We start from the raw sequence: 14239 nt of genomic DNA, 5'->3' as shown, positions 1-14239 counted from the left end.
GAAGAAATGACCGACCCGCATCTTGCGACGCCCTCGGGCAAACTGCGCGCCCGTGCCTTCGCGATCCCATTCGAGGGCGCGGCAGGCCGCTTCAATGCCATCACCGATGTGCCTGGCGTGATGGTCGGCTATACCACGCTGATCTCAGGGGATGGGCCGCTCCTCGTCGGCAAGGGTCCGGTACGCACCGGCGTGACCGCGATCCTGCCACGGCCCAGAGGCGAGTTGGCCGTCCCGGCGTTCGCCGGGATGTTCAGCGCCAATGGCAATGGCGAACTGACCGGCTCGCATCTGATAGAGGAACTTGGAGCGTTCAATCTTCCCATCACCATCACCAACACGCATTCCTGCGGCGTCAGCCGCGACGCAACGTTGCGCTGGATGCAGGCGGTGCTGCCGCAATCGCTCGACAGCGCCTGGGCGCTGCCGGTGGCGGGCGAGACTTACGACGGCTTCCTGAACGATATCAACGGCCACCATGTGAGCTTCGAGCACGTGTTTTCCGCGCTCGAAACGGCTGAAAGCGGGCCGATCGAAGAGGGCAGCGTCGGCGGCGGCGCAGGCATGATCACCTTCGGCTTCAAGGCAGGGTCCGGCACATCCTCGCGCAGCGTCGACTGGAATGGAGAGCGTTTCACGATCGGCTGCTTCGTCCAGTCGAATTTCGGTGCACGGCGGAACCTCGTGATCCGTGGCATCAGAGCCGGAGCGGAACTCGCCGAACCGGCGACCCGGGACAACACGCCGCCAGCGGAAAAGAGCTCGATCATCGCGATCGTCGCCACCGACGCGCCATTCATGCCGCACCAGTTGAAACGGCTGGCGAAACGCGTGCCGCTCGGCGTCGCGCTGACCGGCGGCTATGGATACAATTCATCCGGCGATATTTTTCTGGCCTTCAGCACGGCCAATGCCGATGCGGCGCGCGGCGCGGCCGGCAAGCTGGTCAGCGCCGGCTATATACCGGATGCCGACATCAACCCGTTCTTCGACGCCGTTGTTCAGAGCGTGGAAGAAGCCATCCTTAATGCTCTGGTCGCCAATGAAGACATGACCGGGCGCGACGGCAATTTCGTGCCGGCGTTGCCGGAAGCATGGCTCGAGGAGAGATTTGGCAAAGCTGCGCGGCGATAAGACCGCGCAACTGCATCAGACAGGCAATGTTCGCCCGGCAGGTTTTGCCGGGGGGGCGGTCCGTCAGCCGGCAGGCTTGTTGGAATTCCGCTCGTCCTGATCGGCCTCGGCCGCCTCTTCGAGCCTCGAAGCAATGAGCTCCTGAATGTCGCCGACCTCTTCCTGGATATCCTCCAGGGGTATGCCGGCTTCGGCGGCCTTGGCCGCACATTCCCTGGCGAGGGTCTCGGCCTGCTTCTCGATCCTGGCTGGCGAGGGCTGGCAGTGGACTTTTTCGCCAATCCACCCGCGCAAGAACTCGATTGCGTGTTCACTCATACTGCTGTTTCCCTAGCGGCTATGCCGGTTGGTAATCATAAACGTCGGCATCTTCGAAAGATGCGTGCTGCCATTCGAGCCGAGTCGGCTTCGCCCGGCAAGCCGAACTTGTCCGAGGTCCACAGAGCCGAAGGGAATGGAGGGTTCAAGGAGCACGTTCTAGTTCTTGAGGACTGATTCTCTCGAGGAAACTCGTTCGACCCGCGCTATTGTTTCTATTTGCTTTTTGTCGGTTTTCAAGCCGTTTTAGATCACAATAGATGTCACAATAGCTAGCAGATTTACCGCGCTCTCGCCGGCACCATGTAAGAGGCGAGCCGTCAAAGCCGCCGCTATATAGTGATAACCATTTGCAATGTCGACTCTGCTTGCGGTCCTGCTTCTTTCCGCCGCGCTTGCTGGGAGATATGTGGTGTGGCGAGGCTTGCGGTGCAAACTGCCGAGCGCCTCATGCAAGGCGTGCAATAGCATCTTGTGGAACCCTGAAGTGCTTGCCTAGGGTGGCTCTCTACCGCTGGCGGTAAAGGATCATGCCGGCATGATAGAGGACGCCTTCGACGAACTCACCATCCGCGGTGAAGCCCGCATCGTCCCAGTATTCTATGTGGTTGCCGTGCACGTCATAGCGTCCCCGGTAGGCGCTTTCGCGGTCACCGCGCGCTTCGTCATAACGGCCGTTCGCCAGGAGTTCGTGCCTGATATGGCGATCCTCGGTGACCCACATTCCGACATAGGGATGATCTTGGTGCGTCATTGGTTCCTCCGCAAGGATTGGAGTTGCAGGAAGGGTCAGGCCGGTTGGAGCTACAGCAACGGCAATACCCGTAAGCACTGCGGCCAAAGTGGATCGCATCAATGCGCCGCCTTCGTCGGACGCACGACTATCTCGTTGACGTCGACATCGTCGGGCTGTTCGATTGCATAGCGCACTGCCCTGGCGATGGCATCGGGTTGCAGGGCAATAGCACGCCAGGTTTTCATGGCGGCGGCAGCGGCTTCGTCGGAGATCGTGTTCGCCAGCTCGCTTTCCACCACGCCAGGATGAATGCAGGTTACGCGGATATCGTCACTCTCCTGGCGGAGCCCATCGGAAATCGCGCGGACAGCGTATTTCGTTGCGCAATAGACGGCAGCCGTGGGCGAGACGGCCAGTGCGCCAATGGAACCGATATTGATGATGTGACCGGAGCCGCGTGCCGTCATCTCGGGCAGAACCGCCGCGACGCCGTACAGAACACCCTTGATGTTGACGTCCACCATCAGCTCCCACTCGTCGACCTTCATGGCTGCCATGGCCGACAGCGGCATGACGCCCGCATTGTTGACGATGACATCGACCTGGCCCCATTCGGCCCGGGCTGCCTCGGCGAATGCTGCGACATCCGCCCTCCTGGTGACGTCGAGCGCTCGCACGCGAACCGTTCCACCAGATGCCTCGATTTCGGCCGCAAGCGCTTCAAGGCGGTCGGTGCGGCGTGCGCCGAGCATCAGCTTCGCACCTGCCGCGCCAAGCTCGCGGGCAATGCCAGCGCCGATGCCGCTGGAGGCACCGGTGATCAGAACAACTCTGTTCATGGTCATCGAGATGGTCCTTTTGGTCTGTGATTATTTTCACGATGTGAAGGGATTGGGTGCGGGTGAGCTCCCGCGGCGCGCCGGCCCTATTGGGGGGCTCACTGGGCGGTGTAGCCGCCATCGACCAGAAGCAAGGCCCCGGTGATGAAACTGGATGCCGGCGAGGCAAGAAAGGCGATGGCCTCGGCAACTTCTTGCGGCTGGCCGATCCGGCCGATTGGATGCGCGCCGCCGAAGCTGCGCAGCATCTCCCGGCCATTCTCCACCACGCCTTCCATGATGTCGGTTTCGATCACGCCAGGGGCAACGGCGTTGCAGCGAATGCCCATGCGCCCGTATTCGATCGCGATCACCTTGGTCAGCTGTGCGACAGCCGCCTTGGACGAGGCATAGGCCGCCTGCGTCTCGAAGGCCGCAACCGCCGAGATCGACGAGACATTGACGATCGCGCCGCCACCGCCGGCGGCCATCAGTTCCACAGCGGCACGGGCAGTGACGAAGCTGCCGCGCGCGTTGATCTGCAGAATGCGGTCATAGTCGTCGACCGAGGTCTCAGTCAGTCGTTTGTTGAGCGTGCGACCGGCATTGTTCACGACGATATCCAGTCGTCCGAAGCGCTTCGCGGCGAGTTCGACCGAGCGTCTGGCCAGGTCCTCGTCGGCGACATCGCCGACCAGCGTTGCCACATCCTCGGCTTCCAACTCGCATACGCTGTCGCTGAGATCGCTTGCCACGATCCGGGCGCCCCGCGCCCGCAGCAGTTCCGCCGTGCAGCGGCCGATGCCGCGTGCCGCGCCGGTCACGAGGGCGACTTTTCCATCCAGGTCCCAGGAGGAAGGGAGTGATGTCATGGGATATCTCCTTGTCGGTCGGCTTCGGCTTGGATCGGGAGGATCAAGCCTTCTTGCCGTTGCGACAGAGATAGAGCCGTGGCATTGTCGCGATAACCCGCCCGCCGTTAACCTCGATGGTAAGTTTGGCTAACCAATGGATATCGATCTCAATGCAATTGCCGTCTTCGTCGCGGTGGCCGAGGAACGCAATTTTCGTGCTGCGGCAGGCCGGCTGGGCGTGACGCGCTCGGCGGTCAGCCAGAGCATCCTCAGGCTTGAACAGCGCCTTGGCATCGCATTGCTGCAGCGCACGACACGCAGCGTCAACCTGACCGAAGCGGGCGAGCGCCTGCTGGCGAGCGTCGCACCGGCGATCGCCGACGTGAACGCGGCAATCGAAGCCACCACGGAGTTGCTGGACCGCCCGCGCGGCCGCCTGCGGATCGCGGTTTCGTCTATCGCAGAGGCCTTTCTGTCAGGACCGTTGCTGGCGTCCTTCGCAGAAAGGTTTCCCGAGGTGCATCTGGATATTGTGGTCACCGACGAGGAATTCGACATCGTTGCCGAAGGCTATGATGCGGGAGTGAGGCTCGGCGAAGTGATCGAGCAGGACATGATTGCCGTGCCGGTATCGGGCGATCAGCGACAGATGGCCGTCTGCGCCCCGCGCTATCTCGAAAAGTTCGGAGCACCCGTCCATCCGCGTGAGCTTGTGGCTCATCGCTGTATCGGCTGGCGGCCGGCGCCGGGAGTTTCGCCCTATCGCTGGGAGTTCGGCGAGGACGGGCGCGAGTTCGACGTGGCAGTCGCGCCCGAGATCACGACCAACGACATGTGGCTGATGATCCGGCTGGCCGTTGCGGGCGCCGGGATCACGTTCGGCATGGCCGATACATTCCGCCCCTGGCTCGACCGCGGCGAGCTCGTGCCAATCCTCGACGGCTATTTTCCGCCGTTTGCGGGTTTCTATCTCTATTTCCCAAGCCGACGGAATATCGCGCCGAAGCTGAGAGCCCTCGTGGATCACCTGCGCGGCGCGCGCCAGGCGCGGGATCGCAGGTAACCGCAACCGGATCGTAGAGATCGCTTGCGCTATTGGTCAGAAGCCTGGCTGAAAGCTGAATGGTACCGTTGGCTGGGATCGAACCAGCGACCTCCGGATCCACAATCCGGCGCTCTAACCATCTGAGCTACAACGGCACGTTTGCCTGAGCGGGATCGAGATGAAACGTTCGGGACCCGCTCTGTCGTTCGGCGATGCGTCCATACGGGCTATCGGAGTTTAATTCAAGGCTTTTGGCAAGGCAAAAGCTCGCTCCGGCATCGAGTCATTTTCCGCCGGACAAAAGAAAAGGCCGGCGGGAGGAGGTGCCGGCCTTTTCCTGTTACGAGCCAGCGGGAGGAGGTGCTGGCTGGTCACCCCGGTGAGCAGAGGGAGGAGGTTCCACCCGCCGGGTATTCACTTAAACCACTATATCGCACATCTATTTGTCTGACGAAATGCGACCTTTTGATGCATCGTCAAACTGTGCGCAAATATTAGGCGATCTTGATTTCTTTCACGGCCTTCTCGAAGGCGGTCTTGATCGGCTTGGATACGTCCTCGGCCGCCTTGGCAGCAACCGCCTGGAAGTCCTTAGCCTGCTCGACGGTTATTTCGACGCGCTTGCGCAGGAAAGCGGTCTGCAACTCGACGACTTCCGACAGCGACTTGGCGCCGATCAGCGCTTCGAAATGCGAGAAGCCGGCTTCGGCATTGGCGCGCAGGGCGGCGATGGTCTTGAGCGACAGGTCGCTGGAAACGGACTTGGCGGTCTCATAGGTCGACTCCAGAGCCTTCTGGGTCTCCTCGGCGCCGGTCTTCAGCTTGGCGTAGGCCTCTTTCGACTGCTCAACGCCCTTTTCGGCGAAGGCACGTATCTGGTCGGTGGCCTTCGAAGCGTCGAAGCTCGGGAATTCAACGTTTTCGATCGTTTCAGCGGTCTTGGTCCTGGACATTTTCCATCCTTTTCAGCGGCAGCGGCTTTGACAAAATGCCGTCTCGTTCATCTATCATGGCAATATAAAGGCAAATTTTGTGCATTGCAACATGTTTGTTGCATCGCACCATAAAATATTTGGTTCGCAGCGTTAACCACGCGCCTAGAGATTCCGCTGGTTGCACGCTATGACTTGTGGACCTTCGCGCCGTCGGCTTTTATTAACAAAGCGTTAACCGCAAATTGCCCGCTCTGTGAGGGTCGCCAAGCGCATGCCGGCTGAAAACTACTCCTTCCTTGACGTCGCCGTGCTCGACGCCGTCCGCCTGCGCTTCGCCGCAGGCGACGCGATCGCCATTCTGTCGGCAGATCTCGAGCAGGTGATCTGGGCCAACGGGCCCGGCGCGGCGGTATTCGGCTATCCGGACATCGGCGCTATCATCGGCGCCTCGGCAGGGTTGCCGCTGATCGCCCGGCGCCAGATCATGGCAACCAGCGGTTTTCCGCAGATCGGCCGCGACCGTGCCATCACGGTCCGGCTGGCGACCGGCCTGACCAGCCGCGCCGTCGGTTTCCTGGCCAGCGCAGTGACCATGCCTGATGGCGAGGAAGCCATCATGCTGGCCTTGCCGGCGGCGCAGACCGGCTCGCGAAGCGCCGCCGAGATCGCCGACCGCGCCATCGGTGGCTTTACGGAAGACGGCCACTACATCGCCTTTGTCGATGCCAAGGGCAATATCGACGCCGCATCGGACGGCTTTTCGGCGCTCGGCATCCGGCCTGAGACGCTGGCCGCGCTTGTCGCCGACGTGGCGAACGAGAGCGACCGCATCGTCAAGCGCCTGGTTCCGGGTGGGTCCAGCTCCTATCCCGCGGGCCTTGCCCGGCTGACGGACGAGCGGCACCTGCTGGTGGTGATCGACGAGGACCGGCTTGACGGCGAGGCTCCCGGTGGCGAGCGCGCCGGCGGGGAAACCGAGGCGGCAACGGCACTGAGCGGTGGCGATCTCCCCCAGCCAGCGGACCAGGACAACGAGCAGCCAATCGCCAGCAGCGGCGCGGCGGAGATCGACCTTGCAGCGATGCAAGGCACCTCGGCATCGGCGGAGCACGAACCTGCCGACGCGACCGACGATCACCGCACGGTTGGCAACGCGCCGACGCAGCATGACCATTGGTACTTCAATGCCGGCGACGACGCGCACGTCCCGCCCGGGGCAGCTGCGTCCGGCAAAGTCGAGACCAGCCCGGACGCTTCGCAGGCCGGCGCGGATACTTCGCCGGAAAGCGCCGCAAAAGCCACCAAAGCCGCCTCCCCGGCCGAACACCGCGCTTCGGCGATCGATCGCACCGCCGCGCCCATGCGTTTCGTCTGGCGTACCGACGCGGAGGGCCGGTTCAGTGCCCTGTCGCCGGAATTTGCCGAGCTCGTCGGCAAGCCTGCCGCCGACGTGATCGGCCGCCGCTTCGAGGATGTTTCGGCCGCCTATGGCCTCGATGCTTCTGGCGAGATTGCCGGCCTGCTCGAACGGCGCGACACCTGGTCCGGCCGCTCCGTGCTGTGGCCGGTCGCCGGCACCGATCTGAAGATACCCGTCGATCTGGCGGCGCTCCCGGTTTACAGCCGCAGCCGCGTTTTCGAAGGTTTTCGCGGTTTCGGCGTGGCCAGGAGCGGCGATGCGGTGGTCGATCCGGATGCCGTCGGCATGGCCCTTGTCGCCGAGGAGAAACCTGCCGCGACCATCGGGCCGAAAGCCGTCGAACCTCTCCCCGAGACACCTAAACCCGCCGATCCGTTCAGGGGCGAAGTGCCGGCATTGACCATCGTGCCAAAACCCGAGCGGCGCTTTGCCGACAAGGTGATCCGGCTGGCCGAGCACCGGCAGCCGGCCAACGACAAGGGCCTGTCGACGCTGGAACGCAGCGCGTTTCGCGAGATTGGCGAGCGTCTCAAGAAGGACAGCACCCCGGCCGAAGAACAGCCCAGCGCCGGAAAGCAGAAGCCGGTTGCGAAAGTCGAGGCAGCCGGCAAGGCCGACGAGCCAAAGCTGAAAGAAGCCGGGCTGGCGGACAAGGGTGAGATGCCGGAACCAGGTCCGGAAAGCGAGGCGGCTGCCGCCGAACCGCCCGAGGCCGATGCCGAGGACCAGAAGGACCTCGCCCGACTTGACGGCGAGCAGCCGGATGAGGTGGAAGCAGAGGCGCAAGCCGGCGAACCCGTCACACGCCCTGTTTCCGGATCGCTGCTCGACTATGCCGACCGCGAACCCAGCGATGAGGCGCAGGAAGGCGTTGAGCCCAGCACGAACCGTCGAACGATCGTCGCCGAAGCGCCGCGGGATGGCGACGACGACAGCATGACGGCCGAAGACTTCCGTGACGCCGAGGACAGCGAGGATTGGTCCGAGGACAGCGCAGCCGCAGCCGACGCTGCCGGCCAGGTGCCGCCCGTCGAGCGGCCGCAGGCACCACCGCTCAAACTCGACGGCTTCGTGCCGTCGGCGTTTGCCGGAGAGGACAACACGGGGCCGGATACCTCGATCCTCGGCAAGCTGCCAGTGCCGGTGCTTATCCATTCCGGCGACCAGCTGCATTACGCGAACGACGAATTCCTCGGCTTGACCGGCTATGCGACGCTCAATGCCCTGGACGAGGCTGGCGGGCTCGGCGCGCTGTTTGCCGACCCTTATGCCGACGACGGCAGTTCGGATGGCGGCGACCGCGCTCTGCGGCTGAAAACGCGCGAAGGTCAGGAGTTTCCGATCGATGCGATTTTACGCTCCGTGCCCTGGGGAAACGGCAAGGCGCTGATGCTGGTCGTACGTCGTTCCGGCGACGACGAGGCAGCAGCCATTCCACATGGCGCCGCCGAAGACCAAACGCAGCCGGATGTTTCCGAGCTCAAGGCACGTATTGCCGAAATGCGCACTATCATCGACACCGCCACCGACGGCGTCGTGCTGATCGGCCGCAACGGAACGATCCGTTCAATTAGCCGTCCGGCGGAAGCGCTGTTCGGCTTCGACAGCGACGAGGTGACCGGCAAACCGTTCGTCTCGCTGTTTGCGATCGAAAGCCAGCGCGCGGCGCGTGACTATCTCGAGGGGTTGTCGGAGCCCGGCGTTGCAAGCGTGATGAACGATGGCCGCGAGGTGATCGGGCGCGAGGCGCAGGGGCGTTTCATTCCGCTGTTCATGACCATCGGCAGGCTGCCCAACGACAGCGGCTTCTGTGCGGTGGTGCGCGATATCACCCAGTGGAAGCGGGCCGAAGAGGACTTGACCCAGGCGCGCGCAGTCGCCGAACGCGCTTCGTCGCAGAAGACCGATTTTCTGGCCCGCATCAGCCACGAGATCCGCACGCCGCTCAACGCCATAATCGGCTTTTCCGAGCTGATGGTCGACGAGAAATTCGGGCCGGTGGCCAATGACCGTTATCGCGACTATCTGCGCGACATCAACCGTTCGGGCAACCACGTTCTCGACCTGGTCAACGACCTGCTCGACATTTCGAAAATCGAGGCCGGCCAGCAGGAGATGGCCTATGAGGCGGTGTCGCTTAACGACACACTGGCCGAAACCGTGGCGATGATGCAGCCGCAAGCGAACCGGGAACGCGTCATCATCCGCTCCAGCTTCGCCTCGCGGCTGCCGGAAGTGGTGGCCGATCTGCGCAGCGTGCGGCAGATCGCGCTCAACATCCTGTCGAACGCCGTCCGCTACACGCAGGCTGGCGGCCAGGTGATCGTGTCGACGGCTTACGAGATCTCCGGCGATGTCGTCATGCGCGTGCGCGATACCGGCATCGGCATGAGCCAGTCCGAGATCGAGCAGGCGCTGAAGCCGTTCAAGCAGATCAACGCGCTGAAGCGCGGCCGTGGCGACGGCACGGGTCTTGGGCTGCCGCTGACCAAGGCGATGGTCGAAGCGAACCGGGCCCGGTTCACCATCAACTCGACGCCCGGCGAGGGAACCCTGGTCGAAGTCGCCTTTCCCTCGACCCGCGTGCTCGCCGGTTAGCTATGGTTGCGCAAGAAAAAAGGCGTCCAACAGGACGCCTTGAGAAATTGGAATTGCTGTCACAACGGGGCTTGAGCGAATCAGATCCTCTCGGGGCTAAGAGGAACGGGATTTCTCCCTCAAGTTACGCACGACTATTGATGCCGGGCCTTAACAAATCCTTACCGGCACGCCGGAAAATTTACCAATGTGTACCACTCATGAAATCTAGGTAAATTCCGAAGAGATAATTTGTTAACGATACCTGAGACCTCAAAACAGCGCCACCTTGGATCCCGGGGTCAGTCGGCAAGCTGCGGCAGGCTGCGGAACAGCTCGAGCGCTTCGGGATTGGCGAGCGCTTCCTTGTTCTTGATGGCGCGGCCGTGCACCATGTCGCGTACCGCGAGCTCGGTGATCTTGCCCGATTTGGTTCGCGGAATATCGCTGACGGCGACGATCTTGGCCGGCACATGGCGCAGGCTCGCCCCGCTGCGGATTTTCGCGCGGATGCGTTTTTCCAGCTCGGCGTCGAGCTCAACGCCGGCCGCCAGCCGCACGAACAGCACGACGCGCACGTCATTGTCGAAATCCTGGCCGATGCATAGCGCTTCGAGGATTTCCGGCATCTGCTCGACCTGATTGTAGATCTCCGCCGTGCCGATCCTGACACCGCCCGGATTGAGCGTGGCGTCGGAACGGCCATGGATGATCAGGCCGCCATGGACGGTCCATTCGGCGAAATCGCCGTGGCACCAGACATCGTCGAAACGTTCGAAATAGGCGGCTTTGTATTTCCTGCCGTCAGGGTCGTTCCAGAAGCCGATCGGCATTGCCGGAAACGCCTTGGTGCAGACGAGCTCGCCCTTCTCCTGGCGGAGCGGGCGGCCGTCATCGTCCCAGACATCGACGGCAAGGCCGAGCCCGGGCCCTTGGATCTCGCCGGTCCATACCGGTTCGATCGGCACGCCGAGCACGAAGCAGGAAACGATATCGGTGCCGCCGGAAATCGAAGCCAGATGCACGTCCTTCTTGATGCCTTCATAGACGAAGCGGAAATCTTCCGGCGATAGCGGCGAGCCGGTCGATGAGATGGTGCGCACGCTGGAAAGATCATGCGTGCGGATCGGCTTCAGGCCGGCCTTGCGCACGGAATCGATGAATTTGGCCGAGGTGCCGAAATAGGTCATCTTTTCGGCATCGGCGAAGTCGAACAGCGCATTGCCGTCCGGGTAGAACGGCGAGCCGTCGTAGAGCAGCAAGGTGGCGCCCGATGCCAGGCCCGACACCAGCCAGTTCCACATCATCCAGCCGCAGGTGGTGAAGTAGAAGAAGCGGTCGCCGTCGAGCAGGCCGGCATGCAGCCGTTCTTCCTTGACGTGCTGGATCAGCGTTCCGCCGGCCGAATGGACAATGCATTTGGGAATGCCGGTCGTGCCCGATGAAAACAGGATGTACAGCGGATGCGAAAACGGCAGCCTTTCGTAGGCGACAGGCCTTGCGGCAAAGGGTGACAGCGCCTCTTCCAGCGCAGCCGCCTTGCCGATGGTCGCGGCGACGTCGAGCGAGGTGCCGAGATAGTCGACAATGAGGACTTTGCGGACGGTGGCGAGCTTGCCCGCCACGGCCGCGATCTTGTCGGCGACTTCGATCGCCTTGCCATTGTACCAGTAGCCGTCCGGCGCGATGAACACGACAGGCTCGATCTGGCCGAACCGGTCGAGAACCCCCTGCTCGCCGAAATCTGGGGAGCAGGACGACCAGACCGCGCCGATCGAGGCGGCCGCCAGCATCGCAGCAACGGTCTCCGGCATGCTGGGCATCATCGCGGCGATGCGGTCGCCCTTCTTCACCTTGAGTGACAGCAAAAGCTGCTGCAGGCGCGAGGTCAGCGCATGCAGCTCGTTCCAGGACAGCCGCCGCTCGACCTTGTCCTCGCCGCGAAAGACGATTGCGTCGCCAAGCCCGGTTTTCTTGAGGAGATTCTCGGCGAAGTTCAGCTTTGCCTCAGGAAAGAAGGTCGCGCCGGGCATCTTGTTGCCATCGACCAGCACGCGTTCGCCCTTGTCGCCGACGATGCCACAAAAGTCCCAGACCAGGCTCCAGAAGGTCTCGCGATCATCGATCGACCAGCGATGCAGGTCGGCATAGGAGGAGAAAACCTTGCCGGCCATGTTCGCCGCGGCGTTCATGAAGGCGGTCATCGGCGCCGCGTCGATCTGCTCTTGCGTCGGGATCCAGAGCGGTGCGTCGTCAGCCATCTTTGTTCCTCCTCAAAGCACGTCACGTTTGAAGAGATTCACGCGACGCGCTTTAAACTTTTGTCTTTATACATGTCGTTTATCCCAAAACCGCTGGGCACTTTTGGGCGACATGCATTGGCATCGCTTATGCATATCGCGATGCAGCAGAGCAAGATTTTGTTGGACCGCGCCGGTCAGGGTGTGCGCAAATGCCATCGCCGGGCCATAAAGACTTGAAATGCGTCAGCCGTCGGTTACACCCGTCGGGCGATTTTGTCGGAATGGAAGCATACGGGGCGATATGCCATCACCTTTGATCCGACGCGGAATATGGGCGATCGGCGCAGCCGTCATCGTCATCGCGCTGGTTGTCGCAGCCTTGCCGTTGATCGCCTCGACCCGCATCGTACGCGACCGTATCGCGTGGGAAATGAGCGCGTGGAGCGGTTTCCGGGTCACCATCGACGGCGCGCCGCGTATCGAGGTCTGGCCGAATTTCCGGGCGATCCTGAGCGACGTGACGCTGTCGCAATGGACAGAGACGGATGCGCCGCCCGTGGTCGAGGCCGAACGGGTCGAGGTCGACCTCTCAGCGATGGCGGCGCTGCGTGGCGATGTGGTGTTTTCGACGGCGCGGCTGGTACGACCGACGATCCGGGTTCAGCGTACCGCTAGCGGGTTTTTCCTGCCTGCGATTCCCAGCGGTGGGCGCATTACGCGTTCGATCGATGCTGCCCGCGCGGTGATCAACACAAATCCCGCCAAGCCGGATCTCGGCAAGCTGCCGACAGATCCGTTCGGCACAGTCGAGTTCAGGGACGGCCGCGTAGTGGCCGCCATCGGCGGCAAGGACCAGGAGATATTGAGCAGCCTGAGCGGCCAGGCGAACTGGGCCGCGATGAACAGCAATGCGACGCTGTCGGCGACCGGGATATGGCGCGGCGAAAGTGTTGCCATCGACGCAGCATCGCCGAACCCGCTCGTGCTGTTTGGTGGCGGCACAGCACCGGCCACATTTTCCTTCAAGGCGGCACCGGCCAGTTTTTCGTTCGACGGCCGCGCCAGCATGTCGGAGAACGGCTATTTCGACGGCCAGGCGAAATTCGCCGCACCTTCGCTCCGACGCGTGCTCGAATGGTCGCAGGCCGGCATCGCGCCCGGTGCCGCAATCGGCTCGATCTCGGTTTCAAGCAAGATCACGGCGACGGCCGGGCGCGTCAAATTTGAAAACACGGCCCTGACCCTCGACAACAACCCGGGAATGGGTGCGCTGGACTTCACCTATGGTGAGGCACTGCCGGTGATCTCCGGCACACTTGCCTTCGATACGCTCGACCTCAGATCATTTCTCTCCGCCTTTACGCCGGTACCATCCGCCGGCGGCACCGGCCCGGGCGAGATCGACACAAGCTTCGCCGACCGGATCAATCTCGATCTCAGGCTGTCGGCGGCGCATGCCACCGCCGGCGCCATCCAGCTTGCCGACGTCGCTGCCACTGCCCAGGTCAAGAACGGCCTTGCCGTCTTCGACATCTCGGATGCATCCGCCTTTGGCGGCAACGTCCAGAGCAGCGTCCGTTTCGACCGCAAGCCCGCCGGCACGGAAGTCGAGATCCGGCTGCTTGCTTCCGATATCGACGGCGGCGCTTTCGGCACCGCGGCCGGGATGACGCGGCTGGTGCCGATCGGCACTGGAACCGTTTCGGTCATCCTCAAAGGACCTGGCAGAACCTGGGACTCGATTTTCGAAAACGCCAATGGCTCGCTGTCCGCGACGTTCGGCGCAGGTGCGCTGAGCCGGCTTAACCTGCCGGCGTTCCTCAAGCACACCGAACAGGGCGGATTCTTCGCGCTGGAGGACGTCTCGGACGGAACGCTGCCGATCGACGGGGCCGAGCTCAAGGCGAGCATTTCGAACGGCGTGGCGCGCATCGACAAGGCCGAGGTGAATTCCGCGCAATACAAGATCTGGCTTTCCGGCATCGCATCCTATGCCGGACGCGGGCTGGCGCTGTCCGGCGGCATCGTCCAGCCGAGCCAGGCTGCCACGCAGACGAACGGCCAGGGACCCAATCAGTCGTCCTTCTTCGTCGGCGGCACCTGGAGCACGCCGTTCATCTCGCCGATAAGCCGCGGCGTTTCGGGAGAGTAAGCAGCAG

General features: G+C 62.8%; 10 protein-coding genes and 1 tRNA gene. 4 read left to right on the top strand and 7 right to left on the bottom strand.

What is annotated here, in order from left to right:
* The first annotated feature begins 6 nt into the window (after positions 1-6).
* Positions 7-1134 (top strand): DmpA family aminopeptidase, encoded by a 1128-nt coding sequence (locus NKI41_RS00125; RefSeq protein WP_352680830.1) that lies wholly within the window; start codon positions 7-9, stop codon positions 1132-1134.
* 63 nt (positions 1135-1197) lie between these two features.
* Here NKI41_RS00125 and NKI41_RS00120 read toward each other — a convergent pair whose 3' ends face one another.
* From NKI41_RS00120 to NKI41_RS00105, 4 genes are all read right to left on the bottom strand, one after another.
* The gene (locus NKI41_RS00120; RefSeq protein WP_023677464.1) at positions 1198-1452 is read right to left on the bottom strand and encodes a DUF768 domain-containing protein; all 255 of its coding nucleotides are present in this window, start codon (positions 1450-1452) and stop codon (positions 1198-1200) included.
* Between the two features lie 508 nt (positions 1453-1960).
* Positions 1961-2305: an Atu4866 domain-containing protein gene (locus NKI41_RS00115; protein ID WP_352680829.1), complete on the bottom strand. Its 345-nt coding sequence runs from the start codon at positions 2303-2305 to the stop codon at positions 1961-1963.
* On the bottom strand, positions 2305-3033 hold the full coding sequence (locus NKI41_RS00110) for an SDR family oxidoreductase (RefSeq protein WP_352680827.1): 729 nt from the start codon (positions 3031-3033) through the stop codon (positions 2305-2307). Before NKI41_RS00110 ends, NKI41_RS00115 begins: the two co-directional genes overlap by 1 nt.
* A gap of 92 nt (positions 3034-3125) precedes the next feature.
* Complete coding sequence (locus tag NKI41_RS00105; protein WP_352680825.1) at positions 3126-3878, bottom strand: SDR family NAD(P)-dependent oxidoreductase; 753 nt, start codon at positions 3876-3878, stop codon at positions 3126-3128.
* A gap of 136 nt (positions 3879-4014) precedes the next feature.
* Between NKI41_RS00105 and NKI41_RS00100 the strand changes: the two genes are divergently transcribed.
* Positions 4015-4923 carry a LysR family transcriptional regulator gene (locus NKI41_RS00100; protein ID WP_352680823.1) on the top strand — a complete coding sequence of 303 codons (909 nt, stop codon included), beginning with the start codon at positions 4015-4017 and terminating at the stop codon, positions 4921-4923.
* 60 nt (positions 4924-4983) lie between these two features.
* Here the strand turns inward: NKI41_RS00100 and NKI41_RS00095 are convergent.
* Together NKI41_RS00095 and NKI41_RS00090 are read right to left on the bottom strand one after the other, a co-directional pair.
* Positions 4984-5060: transfer RNA gene (locus NKI41_RS00095), tRNA-His, on the bottom strand.
* A 339-nt stretch (positions 5061-5399) separates the two neighbouring features.
* Positions 5400-5858: a phasin gene (locus NKI41_RS00090; RefSeq protein ID WP_352680821.1), complete on the bottom strand. Its 459-nt coding sequence runs from the start codon at positions 5856-5858 to the stop codon at positions 5400-5402.
* 253 nt (positions 5859-6111) lie between these two features.
* Here NKI41_RS00090 and NKI41_RS00085 point away from each other — a divergent pair, with 253 nt between their 5' ends.
* Positions 6112-9858, top strand: coding sequence for a PAS domain S-box protein (locus tag NKI41_RS00085; RefSeq protein WP_352680819.1), 3747 nt, complete (start codon positions 6112-6114; stop codon positions 9856-9858).
* Between the two features lie 281 nt (positions 9859-10139).
* On the opposite strand, the gene NKI41_RS00080 is transcribed toward NKI41_RS00085, so the two are convergent.
* Positions 10140-12098 (bottom strand): acetoacetate--CoA ligase, encoded by a 1959-nt coding sequence (locus tag NKI41_RS00080; RefSeq protein ID WP_352680817.1) that lies wholly within the window; start codon positions 12096-12098, stop codon positions 10140-10142.
* A gap of 283 nt (positions 12099-12381) precedes the next feature.
* Between NKI41_RS00080 and NKI41_RS00075 the strand changes: the two genes are divergently transcribed.
* Positions 12382-14232 (top strand): AsmA family protein, encoded by a 1851-nt coding sequence (locus NKI41_RS00075; RefSeq protein ID WP_352680815.1) that lies wholly within the window; start codon positions 12382-12384, stop codon positions 14230-14232.
* Positions 14233-14239 lie beyond the last annotated feature (7 nt).

The organism is Mesorhizobium sp. M0601 (assembly GCF_040320845.1).
Classification (GTDB): domain Bacteria; phylum Pseudomonadota; class Alphaproteobacteria; order Rhizobiales; family Rhizobiaceae; genus Mesorhizobium.
The sequence above is the reverse complement of the archived record's forward strand: the minus strand, read 5'-3'. Positions and strand labels throughout refer to the sequence as shown.